The organism is Shewanella litoralis (assembly GCF_009828585.1).
Classification (GTDB): domain Bacteria; phylum Pseudomonadota; class Gammaproteobacteria; order Enterobacterales; family Shewanellaceae; genus Shewanella; species Shewanella litoralis.
The window spans coordinates 112009-136115 of sequence record NZ_WSRZ01000008.1 but is presented as its reverse complement, the minus strand read 5'-3'; the positions used below and the strand labels follow the sequence as shown (position 1 = coordinate 136115).

At 42.7% G+C, this 24107-nt stretch carries 23 protein-coding genes; 6 read left to right on the top strand and 17 right to left on the bottom strand.

Annotation, left to right across the window (positions count from 1 at the left end):
• Positions 1-67: 67 nt before the first annotated feature.
• The 8 genes from GQA99_RS08850 to tkt all read right to left on the bottom strand — a co-directional run bounded on the left by GQA99_RS08850 (position 68) and on the right by tkt (position 9841).
• Positions 68-652 (bottom strand): hypothetical protein, encoded by a 585-nt coding sequence (locus GQA99_RS08850; RefSeq protein ID WP_160053532.1) that lies wholly within the window; start codon positions 650-652, stop codon positions 68-70.
• Positions 645-1352 carry a hypothetical protein gene (locus tag GQA99_RS08845; RefSeq protein WP_189386223.1) on the bottom strand — a complete coding sequence of 236 codons (708 nt, stop codon included), beginning with the start codon at positions 1350-1352 and terminating at the stop codon, positions 645-647. Before GQA99_RS08845 ends, GQA99_RS08850 begins: the two co-directional genes overlap by 8 nt.
• Positions 1353-1640: 288 nt before the next feature.
• On the bottom strand, positions 1641-2381 hold the full coding sequence (locus tag GQA99_RS08840) for a DUF481 domain-containing protein (protein WP_160053530.1): 741 nt from the start codon (positions 2379-2381) through the stop codon (positions 1641-1643).
• A gap of 222 nt (positions 2382-2603) precedes the next feature.
• Positions 2604-3944 (bottom strand): MATE family efflux transporter, encoded by a 1341-nt coding sequence (locus tag GQA99_RS08835; protein WP_160053529.1) that lies wholly within the window; start codon positions 3942-3944, stop codon positions 2604-2606.
• A 185-nt stretch (positions 3945-4129) separates the two neighbouring features.
• On the bottom strand, positions 4130-5194 hold the full coding sequence (fba, locus tag GQA99_RS08830) for a class II fructose-bisphosphate aldolase (RefSeq protein WP_160053528.1): 1065 nt from the start codon (positions 5192-5194) through the stop codon (positions 4130-4132).
• A gap of 142 nt (positions 5195-5336) precedes the next feature.
• Positions 5337-6512 (bottom strand): phosphoglycerate kinase, encoded by a 1176-nt coding sequence (locus GQA99_RS08825; RefSeq protein WP_160053527.1) that lies wholly within the window; start codon positions 6510-6512, stop codon positions 5337-5339.
• A gap of 126 nt (positions 6513-6638) precedes the next feature.
• Positions 6639-7661, bottom strand: a complete 1023-nt coding sequence (gene epd / locus GQA99_RS08820; RefSeq protein ID WP_160053526.1) for an erythrose-4-phosphate dehydrogenase — start codon at positions 7659-7661, stop codon at positions 6639-6641.
• A gap of 185 nt (positions 7662-7846) precedes the next feature.
• Positions 7847-9841: a transketolase gene (tkt, locus tag GQA99_RS08815; protein ID WP_160053525.1), complete on the bottom strand. Its 1995-nt coding sequence runs from the start codon at positions 9839-9841 to the stop codon at positions 7847-7849.
• 771 nt (positions 9842-10612) lie between these two features.
• On the opposite strand from tkt, the gene metK reads away from it, so the two are divergent.
• The gene (metK, locus tag GQA99_RS08810; RefSeq protein ID WP_160053524.1) at positions 10613-11764 is read left to right on the top strand and encodes a methionine adenosyltransferase; all 1152 of its coding nucleotides are present in this window, start codon (positions 10613-10615) and stop codon (positions 11762-11764) included.
• 73 nt (positions 11765-11837) lie between these two features.
• A complete protein-coding gene (locus tag GQA99_RS08805) occupies positions 11838-12404 on the top strand; it encodes a GNAT family N-acetyltransferase (RefSeq protein WP_160053523.1) in 567 nt (188 codons plus the stop codon).
• 31 nt (positions 12405-12435) lie between these two features.
• On the opposite strand, the gene GQA99_RS08800 is transcribed toward GQA99_RS08805, so the two are convergent.
• The 3 genes from GQA99_RS08800 to GQA99_RS08790 all read right to left on the bottom strand — a co-directional run bounded on the left by GQA99_RS08800 (position 12436) and on the right by GQA99_RS08790 (position 13897).
• The gene (locus tag GQA99_RS08800) at positions 12436-12792 is read right to left on the bottom strand and encodes a hypothetical protein (RefSeq protein ID WP_160053522.1); all 357 of its coding nucleotides are present in this window, start codon (positions 12790-12792) and stop codon (positions 12436-12438) included.
• Between the two features lie 334 nt (positions 12793-13126).
• Positions 13127-13675: a GNAT family N-acetyltransferase gene (locus GQA99_RS08795; protein WP_160053521.1), complete on the bottom strand. Its 549-nt coding sequence runs from the start codon at positions 13673-13675 to the stop codon at positions 13127-13129.
• Positions 13676-13678: 3 nt separating this feature from the next.
• Entirely contained in the window at positions 13679-13897 is a 219-nt protein-coding gene (locus tag GQA99_RS08790; RefSeq protein ID WP_160053520.1) for a hypothetical protein, read from the bottom strand.
• Between the two features lie 122 nt (positions 13898-14019).
• On the opposite strand from GQA99_RS08790, the gene GQA99_RS08785 reads away from it, so the two are divergent.
• The gene (locus GQA99_RS08785) at positions 14020-14460 is read left to right on the top strand and encodes an META domain-containing protein (protein ID WP_160053519.1); all 441 of its coding nucleotides are present in this window, start codon (positions 14020-14022) and stop codon (positions 14458-14460) included.
• A 170-nt stretch (positions 14461-14630) separates the two neighbouring features.
• A complete protein-coding gene (gene argR, locus GQA99_RS08780) occupies positions 14631-15101 on the top strand; it encodes a transcriptional regulator ArgR (protein ID WP_160053518.1) in 471 nt (156 codons plus the stop codon).
• 125 nt (positions 15102-15226) lie between these two features.
• On the opposite strand, the gene GQA99_RS08775 is transcribed toward argR, so the two are convergent.
• From GQA99_RS08775 to GQA99_RS08750, 6 genes are all read right to left on the bottom strand, one after another.
• Positions 15227-16165 (bottom strand): Dyp-type peroxidase, encoded by a 939-nt coding sequence (locus GQA99_RS08775; RefSeq protein WP_160053517.1) that lies wholly within the window; start codon positions 16163-16165, stop codon positions 15227-15229.
• A gap of 154 nt (positions 16166-16319) precedes the next feature.
• Positions 16320-17369: an ABC transporter ATP-binding protein gene (locus GQA99_RS08770; protein ID WP_160053516.1), complete on the bottom strand. Its 1050-nt coding sequence runs from the start codon at positions 17367-17369 to the stop codon at positions 16320-16322.
• A 1-nt stretch (position 17370) separates the two neighbouring features.
• Entirely contained in the window at positions 17371-19002 is a 1632-nt protein-coding gene (locus GQA99_RS08765) for an ABC transporter permease (protein ID WP_160053515.1), read from the bottom strand.
• An 87-nt stretch (positions 19003-19089) separates the two neighbouring features.
• Positions 19090-20097, bottom strand: a complete 1008-nt coding sequence (locus GQA99_RS08760) for a Fe(3+) ABC transporter substrate-binding protein (RefSeq protein ID WP_160053514.1) — start codon at positions 20095-20097, stop codon at positions 19090-19092.
• Positions 20098-20285: 188 nt separating this feature from the next.
• The gene (locus tag GQA99_RS08755; RefSeq protein WP_160053513.1) at positions 20286-21035 is read right to left on the bottom strand and encodes a ferredoxin--NADP reductase; all 750 of its coding nucleotides are present in this window, start codon (positions 21033-21035) and stop codon (positions 20286-20288) included.
• A gap of 130 nt (positions 21036-21165) precedes the next feature.
• Positions 21166-21777: a DUF5610 domain-containing protein gene (locus GQA99_RS08750; RefSeq protein WP_160053512.1), complete on the bottom strand. Its 612-nt coding sequence runs from the start codon at positions 21775-21777 to the stop codon at positions 21166-21168.
• Between the two features lie 195 nt (positions 21778-21972).
• Here GQA99_RS08750 and GQA99_RS08745 point away from each other — a divergent pair, with 195 nt between their 5' ends.
• Complete coding sequence (locus GQA99_RS08745; protein WP_160053511.1) at positions 21973-23460, top strand: FMN-binding glutamate synthase family protein; 1488 nt, start codon at positions 21973-21975, stop codon at positions 23458-23460.
• Between the two features lie 418 nt (positions 23461-23878).
• Positions 23879-24073 carry a hypothetical protein gene (locus GQA99_RS08740; protein ID WP_160053510.1) on the top strand — a complete coding sequence of 65 codons (195 nt, stop codon included), beginning with the start codon at positions 23879-23881 and terminating at the stop codon, positions 24071-24073.
• Positions 24074-24107 lie beyond the last annotated feature (34 nt).

Here is a 24107-nt window from a genome sequence, read left to right as displayed (position 1 = left end):
TGATTACTTACCGTTTGAATTATTCCCTATGTTATGGATAGTAACCTAAAAGGCAATTTATTCAATGTTAGTGATGCAGATCTGCAGACACAACCTGACAAGACCATAAATTGTTGCTCGGAATAAATTTTAATGTGGCGCGGGAGTGGTCACTATCGACATTGAGTATTTGCACCTGAATCGGTAACCTTGCCAACAGTTGTAAGCCTATCTCATTTAAAGAAAGCTCATTAATGAGATAGGGATGCAAGCTCGAATTTTCTTGCCATTGAAGCGCTTTTGTTACCAACGCTAACTGATAACTCAGCGAACCTAAGTCTACATGGGCCACTTCACCTTGAAATATCGCAAATTCAAGCAACGCAGCATTTGAGTCAAGTTGATAATGCAAAGAGGCTTGTTGATGATCAATCTCAAGAAGCAGCATGACATCAGAAGGCGCAGCGTGAGATTGTGCATGAGATAAATACCCCTGAGCATGACAAGTAAAACGCCAAAGATGATGCGGCGTAACCCAGCGTTCAAGGGCACTAGCGCCACCAAAGATGAGTAACATAACGCTGAAAACAAGCGCCAACTTACCTCGCGTTGATTGCACCAAACGGCGACTTCTTCTACGCCAGCGACGCGCCCACAATGTTCGTTTAACCACAAATATCTACCTTATGTAGCCACTGCTGTGTAATAAACGGCGAATGCATATCTTCAACCCTAACTTTTACGTTTTTGAAGCGCCAAACCGCTTTATTAGATTGTGTTAGCAACAAGCTCACATAATGACGGTCAGTAGACATGGCTGCACTAATGGCATCCCAATGCACATCGTGGCATAAGCGTAGTTGCGTAGATAAACAATTGGCATGCAAAATAGCATCTTGCAAAGATTGCTCGTCAAAGACCGACAATTGAATCACTTTACCCTGTGGCGTAATCACCTGTCGCAGTACATCAGCTTTGGCAAACATGGGTGGGGTAATATGCGACCAGAGAAAAAACAGTAACACTAACAGCGCACCAATAATCACGCCATATTGTCCCAACGATAACAATCGAGTGGGTAAATCAAGAATTTTAGGATGCTTGACTTGCGTCATGGGGTATAAGATCACCCCTTGCTCTGGGATATATTCGATGAGGTTACTGTGGCTAGAACACAGATAATCAATGATGTGGTAGATAATGCTAACAAGTTCAGCATGGCTGAGTTGGTGGGCAATTTCACCTGAAATCACCACAGCTTCTAGCATATCCAAAGGAACGACTTGACCACGATGCTGAACTAATTGAGCTAATACCCAATATTCATTATCGTTTAAATGCCACTGAGTCGATTTTGCTTGATCAACCAACAAACGTCGCTCACTATCAAACCAACAACATCCTATTTGCATCGTCCTTTCTCAGCGTCGCTACTGATAAAAAAAGTATACTCCTAAAGCAATAACCTTATGGAAAAAAGGGCTTAAATCATCAGATAAAATGACGGTTCCGTGAACCTAGACTCGAATATGGTTATTTTTTGAGCCAGATATCATTGCATGATTACAAATATAGCGAACGCTAATACGCTGAGTTTTTTGCTCAAAAAAAGCCATAAAAAAAGCTGGCTAAGCCAGCTTTTTAAGCGTTAACACATTGAATTAAAATGCGTAAAGCAATGTCATGTTGGTTTCAGTATCTGTGCTTTCTTTGCCATCAAGTGGGTCACTGTTGTAACGCACAATCACTGCAAATTTCATCGCTAATGCACCCACGATATTTGCCGTGAGTGATGTTTCAGAGCGAGCATCTAATTTTTCACCCCAGTCAGCAACAAATTTCTGTTGAAACTTAGACGATTCACCCAGCTTAGTTTGAAAGTCAACCACGGCGTGAACAACCACGCTGTCATCACTATCATAACCTTCTGAAACTGCGAGCTCATCATCAAGCTGCTGATAAATATAACCAGGACCCGCCTCTGCTTTTAATGACATTCTATCGGTGTCAATAAAACGATAACCGTAACCGGCTGAGGTTGTAGAGGTAAAGTCGTAACCAGTGAAAGGGTCGACTTCGTAGTTAGTGTTGGCAAACAAGTAGCTCAAATCGTCAATTTGATAATCGCCCTGTACACCAAAGAAGTAGCGCTTAGCCGTAACTTCATCAGTGTCTTCCTTGTATAAACCTTCGGCAACATATTGGTTTTCCCAATTGCCTAACTCTTGCTTTAAGGCTAAACGCGCTTTAAAAGAAGAGGTATCGGTGTTACCAGTGGTTAACGTAGCGCCCAATTCAGCTTCGCCTGCAAGAGTCGCATCGCCTTCAACAAATTCACTTCCAGCATGTGCTGCAAATGGCATGGCCAGTGTAATTGCTGCAGTGAGTAGCAGTTTCTTCATGTCATTTCGTCCTTTAATTACGATTTACAAAAACGTTTGGATGGCTATCTTGTCCAAATTTGTTCGCATATTAACACTTTCACCACTGGATTGAAAAAATTGTGACCAAAATCAACATTAACTTGCTTACATGAACCCAAGATATGAGCCTAATAAAAATACGAAACATGAGCACGAAACGATCAGCTTAACTCAATAATATTTAAAGCGAGGTAAACATATTTAGGCGATTAAGCTTTTTGTTTGCCAACGTCCGCTACGCCAACGCCATAACATTGCCAACCCTCTCACCCATTCATCTAACGCTAAAGCAGCCCAAATGCCTAACAAACCAAATTCATAATGAATGCCGAGCACATATGCGCCGGGCACTGCGATACACCACATCGAAAACAAGCCCATAAAGAACGGGAACTTAGCATCGCCACTTGCACGCAGTGCATTAATCACAATCAGATTGAATGTTCGCCCTGGCTCCATCACCAATGTGAGTATAAATAGTTGGCCAACGAGTAAAGCGATGTCGGTTTCATCGGTAAATAAGCCCACAAGATTAGGGCCCCATATCGCTACAAATAATGCCACAATCGTGGTCACTATTAAGCCCAGCTTTAATGCACGATACATTTGATGCTCCGCTGCTTTAAGCTTTTTAGCGCCCACCATATGACCGATAATAATTTCGTTACCGATACCAATCGATAATCCAAACAGTAAAATGAACATACAAATTTGAAAATATAACGACTGTGCTGCCAGCGCTTTATCGCCCATTAACCCCACAAATGATGTGACTACCATAAATTGCAGCATCCATGACACGTTTTCACCCGCCGCGGGTAAGCCAATATGGAACACTTTTTTGAGCATCTTTGTTTCTGGGCGCAATATGCTTGGAATATGTAATTTAATGCCGGTGTAGCGCACAAACAGCACCGCCATAATAGTCATGCCGACGAGTCGACCTGCAACCGTACTAATAGCAACGCCAGCGACGCCCATTTGCGGTATGCCAAACCAGCCGTAAAGCAGCAATAAATTACCCACAAAAGTAATCACGTTCATCGACAACGTAACCCACATGGCTTGCTGAGTAAATCCATGGGCACGCATGCCTGCGGCTAAACACATTGCCATAGCTTCGGGAATAAGACACAAGCCAACAATTTGTAGGTACAATTCTCCATCGGCCATTAATTCTGCGGGCAGATTCATTAAATTCAACATCATTGTGGAGCCGGTTAAAATACCCACGGCAGCAACCAATCCCACTAAAAAGTTAAACCCAATAGATGAGTACACCACCGCGCTGGCCGCGGCCTTATTTTGTGAACCTAAATATTGGGTAATCACCACACTCGCACCAATACTGACGAAACTAAATAACGTAATCGCCAGCTCAAACACCATATTACCGACCGATAAAGCGGCAACACCTTGATATGACACATGGCTAATCATAAACGTGTTAATGGCTGCGGTTAAAAAATGCAGCGCAAAATCCACAAATAGTGGCCAAGTTAATGAAAATAATGATAAAGGCTTATCTGAATTGGAATGCATTACGTGTTCTACTGTGAAATTGAAATTGCGATCTAGATAGGGTTATATCAATAAAGCATGACATTTTAAGGGCGCAAATCATGCGTGATGACGTTTAAAAAAACAACATTTTTCGTAATTTATTTACAAAAAAATGGCCCGCTGGATTCAGTGGGCCATTTAATAACAATATCGGCTAACTTGGTTTACATGATTTTTGGATCAAGTTCACCAGATTGATACGCTTTATACATAGCTTGTAAAGACTTAGGCTTAATTTTAGACGCCATACCTGCACAACCAAACGCTTCGTAACGGGTAGTACAAATGTCTGCCATTGCTTCCATTGATGCTTTTAAGAATTTACGTGGATCAAATTCAGCAGGATGTTCAGCTAAGAACTTACGGATAGCACCTGTTGAGGCTAAACGTAAATCGGTATCGATGTTCACTTTACGCACACCGTGCTTAATGCCTTCGACGATTTCTTCTAATGGTACACCGTAAGTTTCTGGGATCTCACCACCGTATTGGTTAATGATTTGCAGCCACTCTTGCGGTACAGATGAAGAACCGTGCATAACCAAATGAGTGTTTGGGATACGCGCATGAATTTCTTTAATACGGTCAATACGTAGCACATCACCGGTAGGCTTACGGCTAAACTTATAAGCACCATGGCTAGTACCAATTGCAATGGCTAACGCATCTACATGAGTGTCAGCAACAAAACGTGCCGCTTCTTCTGGTGTTGTAAGCATTTGATCCATGCTTAAAATACCTGATGCGCCCACGCCATCTTCTTCGCCTGCCTGGCCAGTTTCTAAACTGCCTAAACAACCAATTTCACCTTCAACAGACACACCACACGCATGTGCAAAGGCAACTGTACGACGAGTAACGTCTACGTTGTATTCATAAGATGCAGGTGTTTTACCATCAGCCATTAACGAGCCGTCCATCATTACAGATGACATACCTAACTGAATTGAACGCTGACAAATATCAGGGTCGGTGCCGTGGTCTTGATGGATACAAACCGGAATGTCTGGATATTGCTCAAGAGCAGCAGCCATAAGATATTTTAGAAACTGTGGGCGAGCATATTTACGCGCACCAGCAGATGCTTGCACAATCACAGGGCTATCTGTTGCTTCAGCCGCTTGCATAATTGCACGCATTTGTTCAAGGTTGTTTACGTTAAATGCAGGGACGCCATAACCATGCTCAGCAGCATGATCAAGCAGTTGTCGTAGAGAGATAAGAGCCATTTTGTTCTCCATTAATAGGGTGATTGCTCACCTAGGTCGCTATCGTTTGGACGGATTTTTAACCCTATTACGCCCTCATTCCTTTAGGTCGTAACAGGGTGTTTTTATAATTATCTTATTTATAATATAAGTTATTCGTGGACTAAGCGCCACGTTTTTCAAGCATAGCCACTGCAGGTAATTCTTTGCCTTCTAAAAACTCAAGGAAAGCACCACCACCAGTGGAGATGTAAGACACTTTGTCAGCAATATTATATTTATCGACTGCCGCTAGCGTATCGCCACCGCCTGCAATAGAAAATGCTTTTGACTCGGCAATTGCTTGCGCAATGCGTTTAGTGCCTTCACCAAATTGATCAAACTCGAATACGCCCACTGGGCCATTCCAGACTATCGTACCGGCTTGTTCAATTATTTTTGCCAGTGCTTCTGCACTATCAGGACCGATATCAAAAATCATATCGCCGTCAGTAACATCTGCAACTGATTTAAGCGTTGCTGCGGCCGTAGGGCTGAACTCACTGGCCACAACCACATCTGTTGGTACCGGAATATCGCCACCACGGCTTCTCGCATTTGCCACAAGACGCTTAGCTTCTTCAACTAAGTCTGCCTCATATAGTGACTTACCGACTTTATAACCAGCAGCGGCAATAAAGGTATTGGCAATACCGCCACCTACAACAAGCTGGTCTACTTTAGTCGACAGGCTTTCAAGTACCGTTAACTTAGTTGAAACTTTTGAGCCACCAACAATAGCTACCATTGGGCGGGCGGGGTTATCCAGAGCTTTGCCTAATGCATCTAATTCTTGTGCTAATAACGGACCGGCACACGCCACCGGGGCATAAACACCTACACCATGGGTCGATGCTTGAGCACGGTGAGCGGTACCAAAGGCGTCCATGACATAAACATCACATAAAGCCGCCATTTTTTTAGACAGAGCTTCATCGTTTTTGCCTTCGCCTACGTTAAAACGAACGTTTTCAAAAACAACAACTTCGCCAACATTCACATCAACGCCATCAAGATAATCACTGACTAAGCGTACCGGGCAATCTAGCGCTTTAGCTAAGTAATCGACTACCGGCTGCATTGAATATTCTGCATTAAACTCGCCTTCAGTTGGGCGACCTAAATGCGACATCACCATGACGGCGGCGCCTTTTTTCAGTGCTAGTTGAATGGTTGGTAGTGATGCACGTAAACGCGCATCACTGGTCACCACGCCATCACTGACAGGTACATTTAAATCTTCACGAATAAGCACGCGCTTATTTTGTAGATCTAAATCTGTCATATTAATAATTGCCATAATTAGCATTTCCTTTTTAAGTTAAAAACAAAACTTGTATTGAGTTAGATGAACACTAGGTTGTACAAAACTTAATGATCATCACTCAAGTAACCGGCTTAGTGCCCATTACTAAAATATGTGACCTTATTGGTCTACTTGCTTGGCCTGGATCATCGCTAAACTCGTATCGAGCATGCGGTTAGCGAAGCCCCATTCGTTATCGCACCATAGCAGCAATTTGACTAAATGCCCGGCACTAACACGTGTTTGGGTACCATCAACAATACTTGAGCGCGGATCGTGGTTAAAGTCGCACGACACCAACGGCTCGTCAGTATAGCCTAAAATGCCATTAAAACTGCCGTTTGACGCACGTTGTAGCACATTGTTGATTTGTTCAATATTGACTTTTTTCTTCAATGTGACAGATAAATCGATTGCGGTCACATTAATGGTCGGCACCCGCACTGAGATGGCTTCAAACTTATCTTTCATGTGCGGCAAAATACGTTCAATACCACGGGCTAATTTAGTATCAACAGGAATAATAGATTGGCCAGCAGCGCGAGTTCGGCGCAAGTCATCATGGTAGGCATCAATCACCTGTTGATCATTCATGGCCGAATGAATAGTAGTAATAGCGCCACTTTTGACTTCAAAATGCCTGTCTAACACATCGATAACCGGCACAATACAGTTTGTTGTACATGATGCATTAGAGATAATGGTGTGTTCAGGGCGCAATAAATCATGATTAACCCCATAAACAATAGTGCCATCAACATCGGCAGACGATGGATGGCTAATCAATACTTGTTTAGCGCCGGCATGAATATGTGCTTCACAGGCCTGGCGGTCGATTAAACTGCCCGTCGCTTCATACACTATATCAATATCAAGATCGCTCCAGGGCAACAAACTGGCATCCGCTTGATTGAGTAACTGTATGCTGTCGTCGCCAATCAGTAACTTATCGCCATTGAGTTTAACGGCATGCTGAAAACGACCATGAGTGGTGTCATATTGAGTGAGATGACAAATAGCTTCAGGTTTGGCGAGCTCATTAATGGCCACTATCTGAATTTGCTGACGTTTTCCAGACTCGTACAATGCACGAAGAATTGAGCGGCCAATCCGGCCATAACCATTAATTGCAACTCGAATCATTTAGGGTCCAGAGTAATGAATCAATACACTAATGAGGTTACGCATAAGTAACAGACCATTAAGCGGTTGATTTATTTTATCAAATTACGTGAAATTGCAGACATAAAAAAACGACCTACAATTGCATTGCAGGTCGTCATTATACAGATTAAACACTTAATAGATAAGTGTTTAATGGCACGCTATTATCCTAAAGACTGGACAGTTTTTACGACATTATCAACAGTGAAGCCGAAATGCTTAAGTAAGTCACCGCCTGGCGCTGATTCACCAAAGGTGGTCATGCCCACTACGCCGCCGTCAAAACCAATGTACTTGTACCAAAAATCAGCATGTGCTGCTTCAATTGCCACACGCTTGGTGACAGCTTTTGGTAGTACTGATTCTTTATATGCTGCATCTTGCTTGTCAAATTCAGTGGTTGATGGCATAGAAACCACACGCACTTTTTGACCAAGCTTAGTTAACTCTGCCGCAGAATCCATAGCTAATTGCACTTCACTGCCGGTCGCAATCAAAATCACATCCGCAGTGCCTTGACAATCAGACAGTACATAACCCCCTTTCGCCACGTTAGCTAATTGCTCAGCGGTACGCGCTTGGGCTTTAAGACCCTGACGGCTAAAGATTAATGATGTAGGTGCATCACGACGCTCAATAGCGGCTTTCCAAGATACTGCGGTTTCAGCCGCATCACATGGACGCCATACAGCCATATTAGGTGTTAAACGTAAGTTAGCTAATTGCTCAACCGGTTGGTGAGTAGGACCATCTTCACCTTGACCGATAGAGTCATGGGTATAAACGAAAATGTTTTGAATGCCCATTAATGCAGACATACGGACTGCGTTACGTGCATATTCCATAAACATCATGAACGTTGCGCCGTAGTTGATAAAACCACCATGTAATGATGCGCCGTTCATAATACCGCTCATACCGAATTCACGTACACCGTAATAAATGTAGTTACCGGCTGGGTCGTCTTGAATGCCTTTTGAACCAGACCAAAGCGTTAAGTTTGAACCCGCTAAGTCGGCGCTGCCGCCTAATAACTCTGGTAACATTGCACCAAAGAAACCAATGGCATTTTGTGATGCTTTACGGCTGGCAATGCCTTCCGCTTTATCTTGGCATTCTTGGATATAAGCTTGTGCTTTGGCTTCAAAATCAGCGGGTAAATCACCATTTAATACACGGCGTTCGTATTCAGCAGCTAATTCTGGGAACGCAGCCTGGTACGCAGCAAACTTATCATTCCATAATGCTTCGTTAGCCACACCTTTTTGTTTAGCATCCCAACCCGCATATACATCAGATGGAATATCAAACGGCGCATGTGGCCAATTTAAGAATTCACGTGCTGCAGCAATTTCTGCATCACCTAGTGGCGCGCCGTGACAGTCATGGCTGCCAGATTTATTTGGCGAACCAAAACCAATAATGGTTTTGCAGCAAATCATAGATGGCTTATCAGTTACTGATTTAGCTTCTTCAATTGCAGCACGGATAGCATCAGGGTTATGACCGTCAACACCCGCAATCACATGCCAGCCGTATGATTCAAAACGCTTTGGTGTGTCGTCAGTGAACCAACCTTCAACATGACCATCGATAGAAATACCGTTGTCATCCCAAAATGCCACTAACTTACCTAGGCCTAATGTACCGGCTAATGAACTGGCTTCGTGAGAAATACCTTCCATTAAACAACCGTCACCTAAGAAACAATAAGTGTAGTGGTCAACAATATCAAAGCCTGGACGGTTAAACTGGGCAGCTAGGGTTTTTTCAGCAATCGCCATACCCACAGCGTTACTGATACCCGCACCTAAAGGACCGGTAGTCGTTTCAACACCAGGCGTATAACCATACTCTGGGTGACCTGGCGTTTTAGAATGTAGCTGACGGAATTGCTTTAGCTCTTCAATAGGTAATTCATAACCCGATAAATGCAGTAAAGAGTAAATAAGCATTGAACCGTGACCGTTTGATAAAATGAAACGATCGCGATCAGCCCAATTTGGGTTAGTCGGGTTATGCTTTAGAAAATCGTTCCATAGCACTTCAGCGATATCAGCCATCCCCATTGGGGCGCCTGGGTGACCAGAGTTAGCTTTTTGAACCGCATCCATACTTAGGGCGCGAATGGCATTAGCGAGTACTTTACGAGAAGACATGCTCTCTCCTGCTTGTTTGTGAGATCTAACGGCAATTGTGGATTAGCATTTTCCCCTACTAGGCGGTGGGACGCAAATTAAAATTTTTCCGATTGCTTTTCAATCAACCACTTTAGTCGCTAGCCATTCCATTTTAGCGTTATTTAACCAGAACTCGGGATTAGAGATGGAAGCAAAATGCCTAAATATCAAAATAATAGTGTTCAACTATTTCAAACTTATCATTTGTTTTGCTAACAAAGCGAATGAACGCGTCAATCGCTAGCCTACTGTAAGTTCATTCAACACAGTGAAAGAGACAAAGGGCTGTTTGAAAACCTGTTATTAGCTCGAGTTCGGGTTATTTACGTCATCTTCCCCTTCCCACTCATGCGATACAACGCTGTAAATGGATATTTTTCTCAATAAAGACTGTGCGTCCCAGGCTACACATCCACAGTAATGAATTATTGACACTCCATAGCCAAAATAGACACGGCTGTTCAATATCAGCCTATATCTCACTGCACAATGATGCCAAACGCTAAAAATATTGTTCAATTAACACTAATGTGAACTACCAAATGCCACAACATAAAGACAATAACTTGTTTTGAGTCAATAAATTAATTAGTCACCACGACAAACAAGCATGCTGCACATAAAAAAAACATCTGAACTAATGCACAATTATGAAGTTAAATTCGTATTGGGGGGTGTTATCGATTTCGATTTCGACTAAAATAGACGTCTAGACGTATATTCAAATGCAACCAACGAGATTTTCCTATTATGGCAAAGCACTTGTTTACCTCTGAGTCGGTCTCAGAAGGTCATCCAGATAAAATCGCCGATCAGATTTCTGATGCGGTATTAGACGCAATCCTTGAGCAAGATCCAAAAGCTCGTGTTGCGTGCGAAACATATGTTAAAACAGGCATGGTACTAGTTGGCGGTGAAGTCACTACTTCTGCTTGGGTCGATATTGAAGAAATTACCCGTAAAACGGTACGTGAAATTGGCTACACTCATTCAGATATGGGTTTTGATGCTGATTCGTGCGCCGTATTAAACGCGATTGGCAAACAGTCTCCAGACATCAACCAAGGTGTTGACCGTGCCGACCCTGCTGAGCAAGGCGCAGGCGACCAGGGCTTAATGTTTGGTTATGCCAGCAATGAAACCGACGTATTAATGCCTGCACCAATTACTTATGCTCACAAATTAGTGAAGCGTCAGTCTGAAGTGCGTAAAGATGGCACATTACCTTGGTTACGCCCAGATGCAAAAAGCCAGGTCACTTTTGCCTACGATGAAGGCAAAATCATTGGTATTGACGCAATCGTACTATCAACCCAACACCGTGAAGATGTGACTCAAGCTGATTTGATTGAAGCCGTAATGGAAACTATCATCAAGCCAGTATTACCTGCACAGTGGTTAAATAAAGACACTAAATACTTTATTAACCCTACCGGTCGTTTTGTCATTGGTGGTCCTGTTGGCGATTGTGGTTTAACCGGTCGTAAGATCATTGTTGACACCTACGGCGGTATGGCACGTCACGGTGGTGGTGCTTTCTCTGGTAAAGACCCATCAAAAGTAGACCGTAGCGCAGCTTATGCAGCACGTTATGTTGCTAAAAACATTGTTGCTGCCGGTCTTGCTGATCGCTGTGAGCTGCAAGTGTCTTATGCAATTGGTGTTGCAGAACCTACTTCAATCAGTATCGAAACATTCGGTACTGGTAAAGTGTCTGAAGAAGTATTGATTAAGTTAGTGCGTCAACACTTCGAACTACGTCCATATGGCTTAACGGCAATGTTAGATTTGGCGCGCCCAATCTATCAACAAACTGCAGCTTATGGTCACTTTGGTCGCGATATTTTCCCATGGGAAGCGACAGACAAAGCTGAAGCATTACGTGCTGACGCCGGTTTATAATTAACCGAGCAGTCTAGCCCATACAAAAACCGCCGCAGGGCGGTTTTTTGTTAATATTAGAAAAATAAACATTATGATAAACATCCGCTGGGTAGATACTAACTTACCCACTCAATATGAGCATTCCACTGCCTCGTTGCAGCAAAAAAAGCAGTGGTCAGCAATTAAGTTGTTTTATCGCCAACACATGGCTTATGCCAGAGTGTCGAGCAAAGAGTCTGTTGCTGTTATTTATCAAGATGATGCCAAAGCATTCGATACTGCTAATCCGCAAGCGGTGCCACACAATGAGGCAAATTCAACGATCACCTCTGGTCGTGAAGGTTTGGAGTCTCGCGAAATCATTGCTGCTGTAAGAATTAAACATGTTGGTCAATATCAGCTGATCAGCGGCTTATTAGTGGCGCCACACCTGCGGGGTAAAAAGCTAGCGACTCAACTACTTCAATTTATTGCGCCCACATTAGTCGCGCAAAAGTGCTTCCTTTTCACCGATATCAGCTTGCAGGCGTTATATCAGCAACAACAATTTCAATGGCTACAACCCGCTCATATAGCTCAAGTTCCTGCAGAGATAATGCAACTTTATCAGCGTTATCACAGTGAAAGCAGGCCACTTATTATTATGCAGCTATCGTGAAACGGTCAACATGATGGGCATATAGCAGACGTTAGCAGTGATCAAAATGGGCACTTTCAACACACATAAACCCAACTTGTTGCATCGTCATTACAGGGATCTTGAGACTCGTTAATGATGTCATATCAATTCGTTCAATCTCAGTAAACAACACAATAGAAGCACAATAGGAGTTCGTTAACCCGCAAAATAGCCATACATCATCCCAACGTACAAAATACCCTGCCTCCATTGAAGTATTGACAGGCGATATTGACATCTTAGCTTCAACGCATTGATAGGGTTCATTAATCTCAGACAACACAGCAACAACCAGCTTCATATTATCAAAGGCCGACAGCGTCAGCGCCAAATACGGTTCAAAAAGTGTGTTAAAACGAGTTGTCATCAGTCCCCCAGTGCAGCATTGATTTAATACCAATTCTATTAATTATGTGAACAATCAGAGTCACTCAGATTGTTCAGTTTGAGGCGCATTGTTGAAATAATGGTTATTCCCTTCTAAGGCAATGCAACAAAGAAATGGACAGTCTGAGTGCCTCCTACAAGGCGGGTTTCTGTGCCTTCTATTCTGCTTAATAGCATTTTGACGTAGAACAACTATGCCTACAATTCTATTACTTGCCTAGAAGACACAGAACTCCCGCTGAATGACCAGATAATTAATGGAATTGGTATAAGCAGCCGCTGCATCACCCACGGCCACTTTGTGGCACATCCGCTTACGGTTGTGTTTCAGTGACCAGCAATTGATAATCACGTTGCTCAAAACTAAAACTTTCTAATATCTGCATAGCCGCTTTATTTTGGTGCGCAGCGAGTGAACGGGCATTATCGGCGGCAATATAGGTCACCATAAACGGATATCGGTCTTTTAAAAGCGATTTAAGTTCATTAACCATTGCCTCAAATATACCGTTACCTCGGTATGATTGATTAATCCACACTGGCCCATATTGGCAGGTATTGGTGGTCGATAAAGGACGCCCCTCAAAATCAGCAAATTTAATCCGCTGAATAATATTACGATACAAGGGCTGAGAAGAAACAAAAGCCCATTTCGCGGCAATAACATAACCGATAATGTCGCCTTGTTGCTCGGCAACCACTATCCAATGCTGAATAATTAATTGTTTAACTTCGCTAATGGTTAACGAATGAGCATGTAAAATGCCATTATGAGTAGTAAGTTCGTCATCAACATGGGCACGCTCTAAGTGCGCAATGGCTTTGGCGTCGGTTAATACCGCTTTACGGACGATGAATGACAATGATTATTCCTTTGAATTGAAAGAAGAAGGTTGTTTTCGTGCCCACTCGATAACCAGTGCAACAGGTAACGGCGACATAATTAACGTGCCAATCCCAATGAGCAAGGCAATCACTAACATGCCACTCACTTGCTGGCCAAGCTCTGTTTGCAGGTATAAATACACACCCACCAGCAACATGGCGATGCCAACAAAGTGTAAAATTTTGAGTAGTTTGATCATATGGTGTACTCGTGAACAGGTTAAATTGTGTTAATTAAACCAATAATTGAGTCATTATCCCCCTAAATGCGCTGAACAAATAGTAGAATAATGGCTTTTGTTATTTTAGGAACATTAACAATATGATAAAGCCTATTCTTACTGCCGCCGTTTTATTCATTGGCCTCAGCGCTTGTCAAAACCAGCCATTACAGCTCTCAAGCGATCAACTCATTGGCACCTGGCATGTCGAAACCGTTCTCGATACGCCTGCTATTTACCACAGCCCAGCCAATATCGTGTTTGCTCAAGACGGACAACTCACGGGTAACAATAGCTGTAATCAATTTTTTGGCCAATATACTCAACAAGGTAACCAATTACAGCTCACCACTGTTGGCGCCACTATGAAAGCATGTATCGATTCATTAATGGCGCAAGAAGCCGACTTAATGCAAGCAATATCATTAGTACAGCATGCAGGTTTTTCAAATGGGAAGCTCAATTTACTGGCTAAAAATGGTGATACGTTATTAGTGCTTAGCCGCTTAAATGACTTAGGCGAGCAAACTAAAGCCCCATAACTGCTATATCGCGGTGATAATTGTTCATATTAACTGCAAGGTGTCAGTATAAAGTTCCACTTTTTATTTGAATTTTTATTCAAAAAATATGATTCTTTCTTGACTTAATCAGTGGATCTATTCAAAATGTGCAAGTTTTTTGAATAACAACTATAAGATGAAATATCACTATGCCAGCAACAAGAAATCAGGATGAGCTCGTTAAAACTTTTAAGGCGATTCTGAAAGAAGAGCGTTTTGGAAGCCAAAGTGAGATTGTTATTGCGCTTCAAGCTGAAGGATTCGGCAATATTAACCAATCAAAAGTATCACGCATGCTCAGCAAATTTGGCGCGGTACGCACACGTAATGCTAAGCAAGAGATGGTGTATTGCTTACCCGCGGAGTTAGGTGTACCAACCGCTGGCAGCCCATTAAAAAATCTCGTGCTAGATGTTGACCATAATCAAGCCATGATTGTGGTCAGAACCAGCCCAGGTGCTGCACAACTTATTGCGCGCTTACTCGACTCGATAGGTAAGCCGGAAGGTATTTTAGGAACCATTGCAGGAGATGACACTATTTTTATCTGCCCTGCGAGTATCAAAACAATTGATGATACCCTAGAAACCGTTAAATCACTGTTTAACTATAGCGAATAATAAACCGGTTAAAGTGAATTTAAATTCTAGCGTTACGCTTAACCAACAGTGTTAAGATGTAAAAAAGCAATGCCATGGCATTGCTTTTTTATTGCCTAAGAAAACGCAAAGCGAAATAGCATCGATTACGCGTCGTCAAACTGGGTTAAAAAATCCAGAGAAGGAACAAAGAAAGAAGATCCGGTTAAAGCTTTGGTAAATAACATCAAATGGTCGTGATTACCATGGGCATCGCCATGTACCATGCTGCGTAACATTTTCTCGAAATGTTCAGGTGTACTGCATACAGAAATAAACACTAACCCCTGCTCTTTTACTGAGCCATAAGGCATGCTCTGACGTAAAATTTCAAGTGATTTACCTTGATCATCTTTTAAATTAACCCGTTTCGTGTGGCTGGTTAACGGCTTATCTTCAGACTCATATTCAATATCGTCAACCTTAGTGCGACCATATATATCTTCTTGTTTTTTAAGTGGTAACCTGTGCCACTTACTGAGGTTATGCTTGTATTTTTGCACGTGTACATAACTGCCAGATGTAAACTCAGGATCTTCATTACCCACTAATGCAACTTGCTGACGATGACGCCCTTTCGGGTTTTCTGTGCCATCGACAAAGCCCGTTAAATCGCGACTGTCCATAAAGCGGAAACCACGTTCTTCATCAACCAGTTCAACCAAGTCTTCAAACATTTGGTTAATCTCATTGGCCACTAAATGCAAAATATCGTAGCGATCACAGCGGATATGCACAAAAATATCATACTCCATTGCAGGAGCGTCACGGTTACCTTCGTTCATCGCCGGAAAAGGCTTTAATAATGCAGGCCGAGCTTGAGGATAAAAAGTATCCCAAAAGTTAGCGCCAATCCCCACAAAGCCATTAAAAGCACTGTCGGCATATTGGTCCGTGAGTTCGTATATGTATTGCGCCACATTAGCAATTGATGGGCGTAACTGCTCTTCAACACCATCAATGGCATTAAACATCAAATACACACTGTGTAAATTTCCTTCTGCGCATATTCCTAACTGTTCACGAGGCATAACTTGGTTACCCATATAAACTCATCCACCTTAATACTGTTTGTCGGCCTAAATGTTTATCACTTAACAAATTGATGATATTAGATTTAACACCATTAAGCCAAACCACTTTAGCCTAAATATGGGTAAATTACTTGAAGAACACTCACATTTACGTCTCTTAGGGTAATTAGGTAGGTAAGTTTGCGTCATTAAAAACTACAAAAGGGTGGCCAACGACAGTCAACTGCACGCGTTGTCCTGGTTCAAAATTCATGACAGGGCTGCTCACCTCTAAATCAACACCGTTTTGGTTAACTTTATAATGACACACAGTGCCTAAAAATCGTCTATCGATAATCTTGGCTTGCCCCTGTGTATCGGCTTGCAACGCCATTTGTTGCGGCCTTAACAATAATTGACCATGGGTTCCCGCTACGTGTGGTAATAGGCTAGCACTGGTTAACACTCCCAGAGGGCTTTCAAGCAGCAGATCACTTGAGACTGTCACTGGCAAATAGTTAGTGGTGCCAAGGAAGTCTGCAACATAACGGCTATGAGGATTAGCATACAAGGTTTCTGCGGCGCCATGTTGAACGATATGCCCTTGCTCAAACAACGCAAGTTTATCGGCAAACACAAATGCCTCATCTTTACTGTGAGTGACAAACACCGCACTGACATTACGTTGTTTTAATATCGCGCGAATTTCTAGCATCATCTCATGCCTAACTTGTGCATCAATGTTAGAAAAAGGCTCATCAAGTAACATCAGTTCTGGCTCATATGCCAGTGCTCGAGCAATAGATACTCGTTGTTGCTGCCCACCAGAAAGCTCATGAGGATATCGCCCACCGAGCCCGGTTAACTTAACCAATTCAAGCATGTCTTCTAATCTTGTTTGGCGCTCAAGCTTATTTAAGCCTTTTACACCGAACAAAATATTATCGCCCACCGTTAAATGCGGAAACAGCGCATAATCTTGAAAAATCATTCCAACACCGCGCTGTTCACTGGCAATAAACACACCTTCACCACTGAGCACTTGACCGTTAATTTTTATACTGCCCTGGCTAATACCTTGCAAACCCGCGATGGCTTTCAATAGCGTGGTTTTACCGCAACCGCTTGGGCCTAACAAGGCAACAATTTCACCTTGTTGAAGGGTTAAATTTAACTGATGTAATATCACGTGACCTTGATAGTCACTGCTGACATTGCTGATAGATAAAGTCGACATATTAGTGTGACTGCTCCAACGAACGGTTCAAATAAATCAATGGGATTAACCCTACCATGACAATCACAATGGCCGCTAATGCGCCATGCTCTAGCTTTTCATCTGAGACAAATTGAAACACATACGTAGCCAGATTTTCAAAGCCAATTGGGCGCAATAATAGTGCCGCGGGTAACTCTTTCATGCTTTCAATGAACACCAATAACGCACCGGCAAACATACCTTTACGCAATAATGGCAAGTGCACTCGCCGCAATAATTGCATTGGCGATTGCCCTAATGTGATGCTTGCCATGTCCAATGAGGGGGAAATTCGCTTGTAACTGTTTTCTAAACTGCCAATCGCAATGGCAACAAAGCGGACGCAAAAGGCAAATATTAGTGTAAATATGCTGCCAGTAAATAATAATCCAGGGCCCTGAGCGCCCATCCAATCCATGACATCATTGATGGCAAAATCGATGTAAGTGAGGGGCACCAGCACACCGATGGCCAATACGGTACCGGGTAATGCATAGCCAGTACTGCTTAGGCGTGAGGCTAGATGATCACTCGAGCGTGGGCTCACTCGCCTTAAAAACATTAATACCACGGCCAATACCACACAAACTGCACTGACTATTGCGGCAATGTACAAGCTGTTTAAACTGTATTGCCAAAAGCGTATATCCCAACTCTCGGCAAAGTAATCAACGGCATAACCACATAGAATGGCAAACGGTAATAAAAACGAGAGGGTTAATAAGCCTATACAATAGCCCCATGCAGTCCAGGCTTTTACTGCGGTTAAATGGTACCTGTCGGACTCATCTAATCTCGCTTGTTTTTGAAAAAGCTGTTGTTTACGCCGGGCAAAACGTTCCACACCGACCATACAGAAAACCACTAATAACATGATTGCTGAGAGTTTAGCCGCCGCGGTTAAGCTGCCATAACCTAACCAGGTATCGTATACCGCCGTGGTTAATGTCGGTACCGCAAAATAGCTGACAGTGGCAAAATCAGCGGCGGTTTCCATGGCAACTAATGCAACGCCAACAGCTAAAGCAGGCCTTGCCATTGGCAAAGCTAATCGCCAAAAACTGCGCCATGGTCCACATCCCATAACTTTAGATGCGTGCAGCAAGTTCGATGATTGCTCCATAAATGCGGTGCGAGCTAATAAGTAAATATATGGAAATAACACTAGCGACAATACAATGGCTGCGCCGCCAATACTTCGTATTGCAGGGAAATAATAATCATGGGGTGTTTGCCACTCAAACCAAGCCCTCAATGCACGTTGTACCGGGCCCGCATAATCAAGCATATCGGTATAAACATACGCAACAATGTAAGCCGGCATGGCTAAGGGCAATAATAACAACCATTGAAAATAACGCCGGCCAGGAAACTCACAACGGGCAATAAACCACGCCGCAGGTAAGGCAATGATTAATGAACCTAAGCCCACTAACAACATTAATATCAGGCTATTGAAAATATAGGTGGGTAATACTGTATTAAACAGATGAGAGAAAACCGCTTCGTCTGGCAATGTTGCCTGTACGATTAATGCTAAAAGTGGTAACAATAATATTGCTGTTATCACATAACCAGCAAGCGACCAGCTTCTGGTTAACCCTAAAATCATAACGTTTACCGAATTAATTACGGCACATTACTAAAGGTTAATAATGTGCCGACACTGTTGTTATCTGAAATTTTCCCTATAACTCAGTTACAGATCAAATTTAACTTCATCAAGTAATTTAACCGCGGCTTGATGGTGCTCGGCTAATTTATAGATAGGCAATGAATCCGCTTTAAAGTCCCCCCAAGAAGCGACAAGTTTAGACGGTGGTACATCTGCTTTAACCGGATATTCCATATTGACTTCGGCATACATTCCTTGGGCAACATTTGAAGTTAAAAACTCCATTAACTTAACTGCATTGTCTTTATGAGGCGCGTGTTTTGCTAATGCCATACCTGATACGTTGATATGCGCGCCACGGTTTTGCTGATTAGGGAAATTAATGTTAACGGCCTCAGCCCAACTTTTTTGGTTTTTATCCATCAACATATTACCGAAGTAGTAGCTATTACCGATGGCGATATCACATAACCCTTCTTTAACCGCTAATACCTGATCACGATCATTACCTTGTGGCTTACGCGCAAGGTTGGCTTTTACGCCTTCTAGCCAGGTTTTGGTTTTCGCTTCACCATCGTGAGCAATCATTGAAGCCACCAGGGCGACATTGTAAGGGTGTTTACCACTGCGAGTACAGATTTTACCTTTGTATTGTGCAGATGCTAAATCTTCGTAATTAATATCAATCTTACCTGTGCGTTCTTTTGAAGAGTACACGTTACGTACGCGCATGGTTAAGGCTACCCAATCATTTTTAGGCGAACGGTATTGAGCAGGAATATTTTCATTAATGACAGAGCTATTAACTGGGCTAACTAAATCTTTCTCAACCAACTCCATCAAGCGAGAAAAGTCAGAGGTTAATACCACATCAGCAGGCGATAAACGGCCTTCGCGGGCAATACGTTCAGCAATGCCATCTTTGGCAAACACCACGTTAACCTTAACGCCAGTTTGTTCAGTAAACTGCGCTAAAATAGGCTCAACTAAAAATGCTTGGCGATAAGAATAGACGGTTAGAGGTTCAGCTGCACTGACCGAAAAAGCCATACCGGCTAACCCTAACCATGCAACGTTATTAAGCAATTTCATTGTGGCACTCTCCTGTGATCAAGCTTAAATAAGCCCTTTAGAATGTAAGTGATAATAATTATCAATTGCATACATAATAAATAAACGTCACATATTGAGCAAGTGCTGTTTGATTTTTTCGTATTTTAAACCAACAGAATGTAAACAGCGTCGCCTTTGTACCAGTTTTAATTGGTCAAAATTGCAAGTTACCAATATTTCTCCACGGTAATTTGCCCAGGTGCGCGGCGCAGATTTTTTGCCAGTCCTTTGTCAATTAACGCTGTTTGTGCATCACTTATCATCCCCGGATTGCCACAAATCATCACTTGCGAATGTTCAGCATTTATCCCCAAACCGGCTTTTTGTTCAATTAATCCACTGCTCAAGCCATCTGGGATCCTGCAAGAGAGTCCATCAGGAAAATCTTCGCGGGTCACGATAGGAATAAACACAAATTGTTGCGGATGTTTTGCTTGAAGCTGTTTAATGGTGTCTAAATAAGCTAAATCCTCTGCGAGTCTGACGCCATAAACAAGCACCACTTTTTCAAACCGCTGCCAAGGCTCTTGGGTGGCTAACATTGAAATAAACGGCCCAACGGCGGTACCCGTCGACAAAAACCATAAGTGCTTACCTTGTAATGCACCTTGAGGAATTTCATCTAAGGTCATAAACCCGGTGGCTTTAGGGGTGATTTCTATGGTGTCGCCCGGAATGAGGTTTTGCAGATCAGGCGATAACTGACCATCTTCAACTGCGACAGCAAGCACTTCAACATAATCTGTGCCGGGCGGGTTAACGAGGGAATAAGCGCGGGCAACGCGCTTATCATCGCGCATTTGACTTAACTTAATAAATTGCCCGGCAATAAAGGGCTCAATATCAGCTTTAATACGCAAAGAAAATAATTTGTCATTCCAGTCTATGCGTTTAATGACAGTACCGTTAATCCACATGGCGATTATCCTTTGAGATTGGTATGAATAATAATACTAATCTATACAGATATTTGCTCAATTAACAGCCTAAGTTTTTTTATCGTTGCGAACAGCATATGTCGGTGAGTGTAAAAATCTCAACACAAGATTAATCCTCTGTTGCTTCTGCTTTAGCGGCGTTAGCATCTAACCGGTCTTGTGCAAACTGAGCCAATTTTTGCTGGATCAATTCATAGGTTTGATCGACCCCTTCGGCAATGTCGCCTTGCAATACTTTGAGCCCAGACAAAATATCACTGGCTTCTTTAAAGCCTTGATCGATGGCGTCGCCAATTTTCACCATAAAGCTACTAACTTGGTCATCAAACCCCATTGATTGATTTTGTTGCTGATGGGTAGCAAAAAACTTTGTCGCAAAACTCACGATACGATCGGCCGTAGCTTCAGGCGAATAATCAATGCCTTCTTCGGCATTTTTTTGTACCGAATTTTCGCCTAGGGTCGGTGCGAGCTCTTCGTTAATGGCTTCAATAGCTGCGCGATAAAGCAGTGCCATCGACTTATCACCCGCGGCAATGCTCACTTCTTCTTGCGCAGCAAGAATCGAGTTATTCATCATTTGACGACTAAGTTGACTGTTGGTCATTTTAGGCTCTGTGGCCGCGCTTTTAGTTGCTTGTTGGTTGGCTGTCGTTTGAGCGTTAGTTTGATTGTTAGTCTGCGAGTTCACACTCGCGGTATTGGTGTTTTTAATGTCCATAATCTTAACTCACTTACAATGGCCGATAGCTTAATTATCGACCAAAGGGTTTATTTCTGAAGCCATGATAGTCATATTTTTACATCATTTTCGTCGAGTAACGTTAGCCTACTGATTAGTATCATCAATTTAACTTGCCCAAAGACATCTCTGCTAATATGGTAATAAAAATATTTGTTAAATAAGGACAGTATCATGCCGCAACAACATTGGTTTATGTGGGGAATAGACATTTTCTCAGGTCTATTTTTGGTGCTGTTTTGGCTATTATTGATTGCTGTGGTTTATATGTATATCGCCGATAAACTGCAAACAAAGCAGGCAATTAGACATAACTACCCTGTGATTGGTCGCTTTCGATACTTATTTGAAAAACAAGGCGAGTTTTTTAGACAATACTTTTTCTCGCAAGACCGTGAAGAACTGCCATTTAATCGTGCTGAACGTAGCTGGGTTTATCGTGCTGCTAAAAATGTTGATCGCACCATCGCATTCGGGTCGACTCAAGCTTTGGATAAGCCTGGCACTGTAATGTTTATGAACTCAGCCTTTCCTATAAGTGATCATGACCAACATCAAACTGTCGCGGTAACGGTAGGGCCACACTGCCAGCATCCTTATAGCACGGACAAAATTTGCCATATTTCCGCAATGAGCTTCGGCGCCTTATCTCGTCCAGCAGTTACGGCATTATCACATGGCGCGGCTCAAGCGGGTTGCTGGCTAAACACCGGTGAAGGTGGCTTGAGCCCGCATCATTTAAAAGGTCATTGTGATTTAGTCTTTCAAATCGGCACTGCAAAGTATGGTGTGCGTAATGAACAAGGCCATTTAGACCCTAAAAAGCTTGCCGAAGTCGCGGCACATCCTGAAGTGAAAATGTTCGAGATTAAATTAAGCCAAGGCGCTAAACCTGGTAAAGGCGGCATTTTACCCGCAATTAAAGTTACCGAAGAAATAGCTGCAATAAGAGGCATACCTGTCGGTCAAGATTCTATTAGTCCAAATGGTCATATCGAATTTACCTGCGTGGCCGATATTATTGACATGATTAATCAAGTACGTGACATCACCGGTAAACCAACAGGGATTAAAGCCGTATTAGGTGATATTACCTGGGTGAACGATTTATGTGATGAAATTGAGCGGCGCGGTATTGAGTCTGCGCCAGACTTTTTTACTCTCGACAGCTCAGATGGCGGCACAGGCGCAGCACCTCAGGCCTTAATGGATAATGTAGGCTTACCCCTAAAGCAAAGCTTGCCTTTACTGGTCGATTTACTCAATGAGCGTGGTTTAAAGCAGCGGATAAAAATTATCGCCACGGGTAAATTAGTCATGCCATCTTATGTTGCCTGGGCTTTAGCAACGGGAGCTGACTTTATCGCCTCCGCCAGAGGCAATATGTTTGCTTTGGGGTGTATTCAGTCACTGCAGTGCAATAAAGACACCTGCCCTACCGGCATCACTACACACAACACTCGTTTACAGCAAGGATTAGACCCTAAAGACAAATCCGCGCGCGTGGCTAATTATAATCATTTTCTGCATTATGATTTAACGATGATTGCCCATTCATGTGGCGTTACCGATCCAAGACACCTTACTAGGCACCATGCCCGCATTGTGCAAACCACGGGCGTTGCCGTGACACTCGATAAACATTATCGACACATGCAATAAGTCTACTAACTTATACCCAAACTACCTGAAGATGCTCGATTTCAGCAAGAATTTACACGCGTTTAAGCAAGGCATTGATTGCGGGTAATGGTCGTTCCCTTTCCAAAATCAATAACACAGCATAAACGCGTGTAAAACTTGCCCCTTGGGAGTTTCACCGTGTTATCACTACGTTGTTGCGTCAATTTATAAGGTACCTACATTACCGCATTAACGCGCCTAGTATTGAAAACTCGGTGAAGCTCTGAAACACGTCTCTTCAAGTAGTTTGGGTATACTAATTAGGTAGTACTGATATATCTTTTTTTGTACAGCAGGGCTTTGCTGAAAATACTAATAGGGTGTAGAATAGAATTTGATATTGATCACATTAATTTAGATTGATGTGATTTAGGAACACTTGTAAGCCAAGGATCATATGTTGAAAGTTGCAGCGGAAAATATACCTGTTAACGAAAAAAGCTTAAGTGCTAGCTGTAAAAACTGCGATCGCATGATTGAGATCGAAGGTGAACTTGTGTGCTTTGAGCACGGTAAAATTAAACGTTTAGTACTCGACACCTCTCCAAAGTCTTTGATCAAAATGGTCTGCATCGGTTGGCGCAAAAAATAGCCTCAACTATCAGTAACACCTACTGCTGCTTGTT

Coding starts and splice junctions, on each gene's coding strand:
- epd (WP_160053526.1), bottom strand. CDS start 7,661: ATGATTCGAGTTGCAATTAATGGTTATGGCCGGATTGGCCGCTCAATT.
- metK (WP_160053524.1), top strand. CDS start 10,613: ATGGCAAAGCACTTGTTTACCTCTGAGTCGGTCTCAGAAGGTCATCCA.
- GQA99_RS08745 (WP_160053511.1), top strand. CDS start 21,973: ATGCCGCAACAACATTGGTTTATGTGGGGAATAGACATTTTCTCAGGT.
- GQA99_RS08805 (WP_160053523.1), top strand. CDS start 11,838: ATGATAAACATCCGCTGGGTAGATACTAACTTACCCACTCAATATGAG.
- argR (WP_160053518.1), top strand. CDS start 14,631: ATGCCAGCAACAAGAAATCAGGATGAGCTCGTTAAAACTTTTAAGGCG.
- GQA99_RS08835 (WP_160053529.1), bottom strand. CDS start 3,944: ATGCATTCCAATTCAGATAAGCCTTTATCATTATTTTCATTAACTTGG.
- GQA99_RS08755 (WP_160053513.1), bottom strand. CDS start 21,035: ATGTGGATTAACGGTACTGTCATTAAACGCATAGACTGGAATGACAAA.
- GQA99_RS08750 (WP_160053512.1), bottom strand. CDS start 21,777: ATGGACATTAAAAACACCAATACCGCGAGTGTGAACTCGCAGACTAAC.
- GQA99_RS08840 (WP_160053530.1), bottom strand. CDS start 2,381: ATGAAGAAACTGCTACTCACTGCAGCAATTACACTGGCCATGCCATTT.
- tkt (WP_160053525.1), bottom strand. CDS start 9,841: ATGTCTTCTCGTAAAGTACTCGCTAATGCCATTCGCGCCCTAAGTATG.
- GQA99_RS08775 (WP_160053517.1), bottom strand. CDS start 16,165: ATGGGTAACCAAGTTATGCCTCGTGAACAGTTAGGAATATGCGCAGAA.
- GQA99_RS08785 (WP_160053519.1), top strand. CDS start 14,020: ATGATAAAGCCTATTCTTACTGCCGCCGTTTTATTCATTGGCCTCAGC.
- fba (WP_160053528.1), bottom strand. CDS start 5,194: ATGGCTCTTATCTCTCTACGACAACTGCTTGATCATGCTGCTGAGCAT.
- GQA99_RS08765 (WP_160053515.1), bottom strand. CDS start 19,002: ATGATTTTAGGGTTAACCAGAAGCTGGTCGCTTGCTGGTTATGTGATA.
- GQA99_RS08760 (WP_160053514.1), bottom strand. CDS start 20,097: ATGAAATTGCTTAATAACGTTGCATGGTTAGGGTTAGCCGGTATGGCT.
- GQA99_RS08740 (WP_160053510.1), top strand. CDS start 23,879: ATGTTGAAAGTTGCAGCGGAAAATATACCTGTTAACGAAAAAAGCTTA.
- GQA99_RS08770 (WP_160053516.1), bottom strand. CDS start 17,369: ATGTCGACTTTATCTATCAGCAATGTCAGCAGTGACTATCAAGGTCAC.
- GQA99_RS08790 (WP_160053520.1), bottom strand. CDS start 13,897: ATGATCAAACTACTCAAAATTTTACACTTTGTTGGCATCGCCATGTTG.
- GQA99_RS08825 (WP_160053527.1), bottom strand. CDS start 6,512: ATGGCAATTATTAATATGACAGATTTAGATCTACAAAATAAGCGCGTG.
- GQA99_RS08800 (WP_160053522.1), bottom strand. CDS start 12,792: ATGACAACTCGTTTTAACACACTTTTTGAACCGTATTTGGCGCTGACG.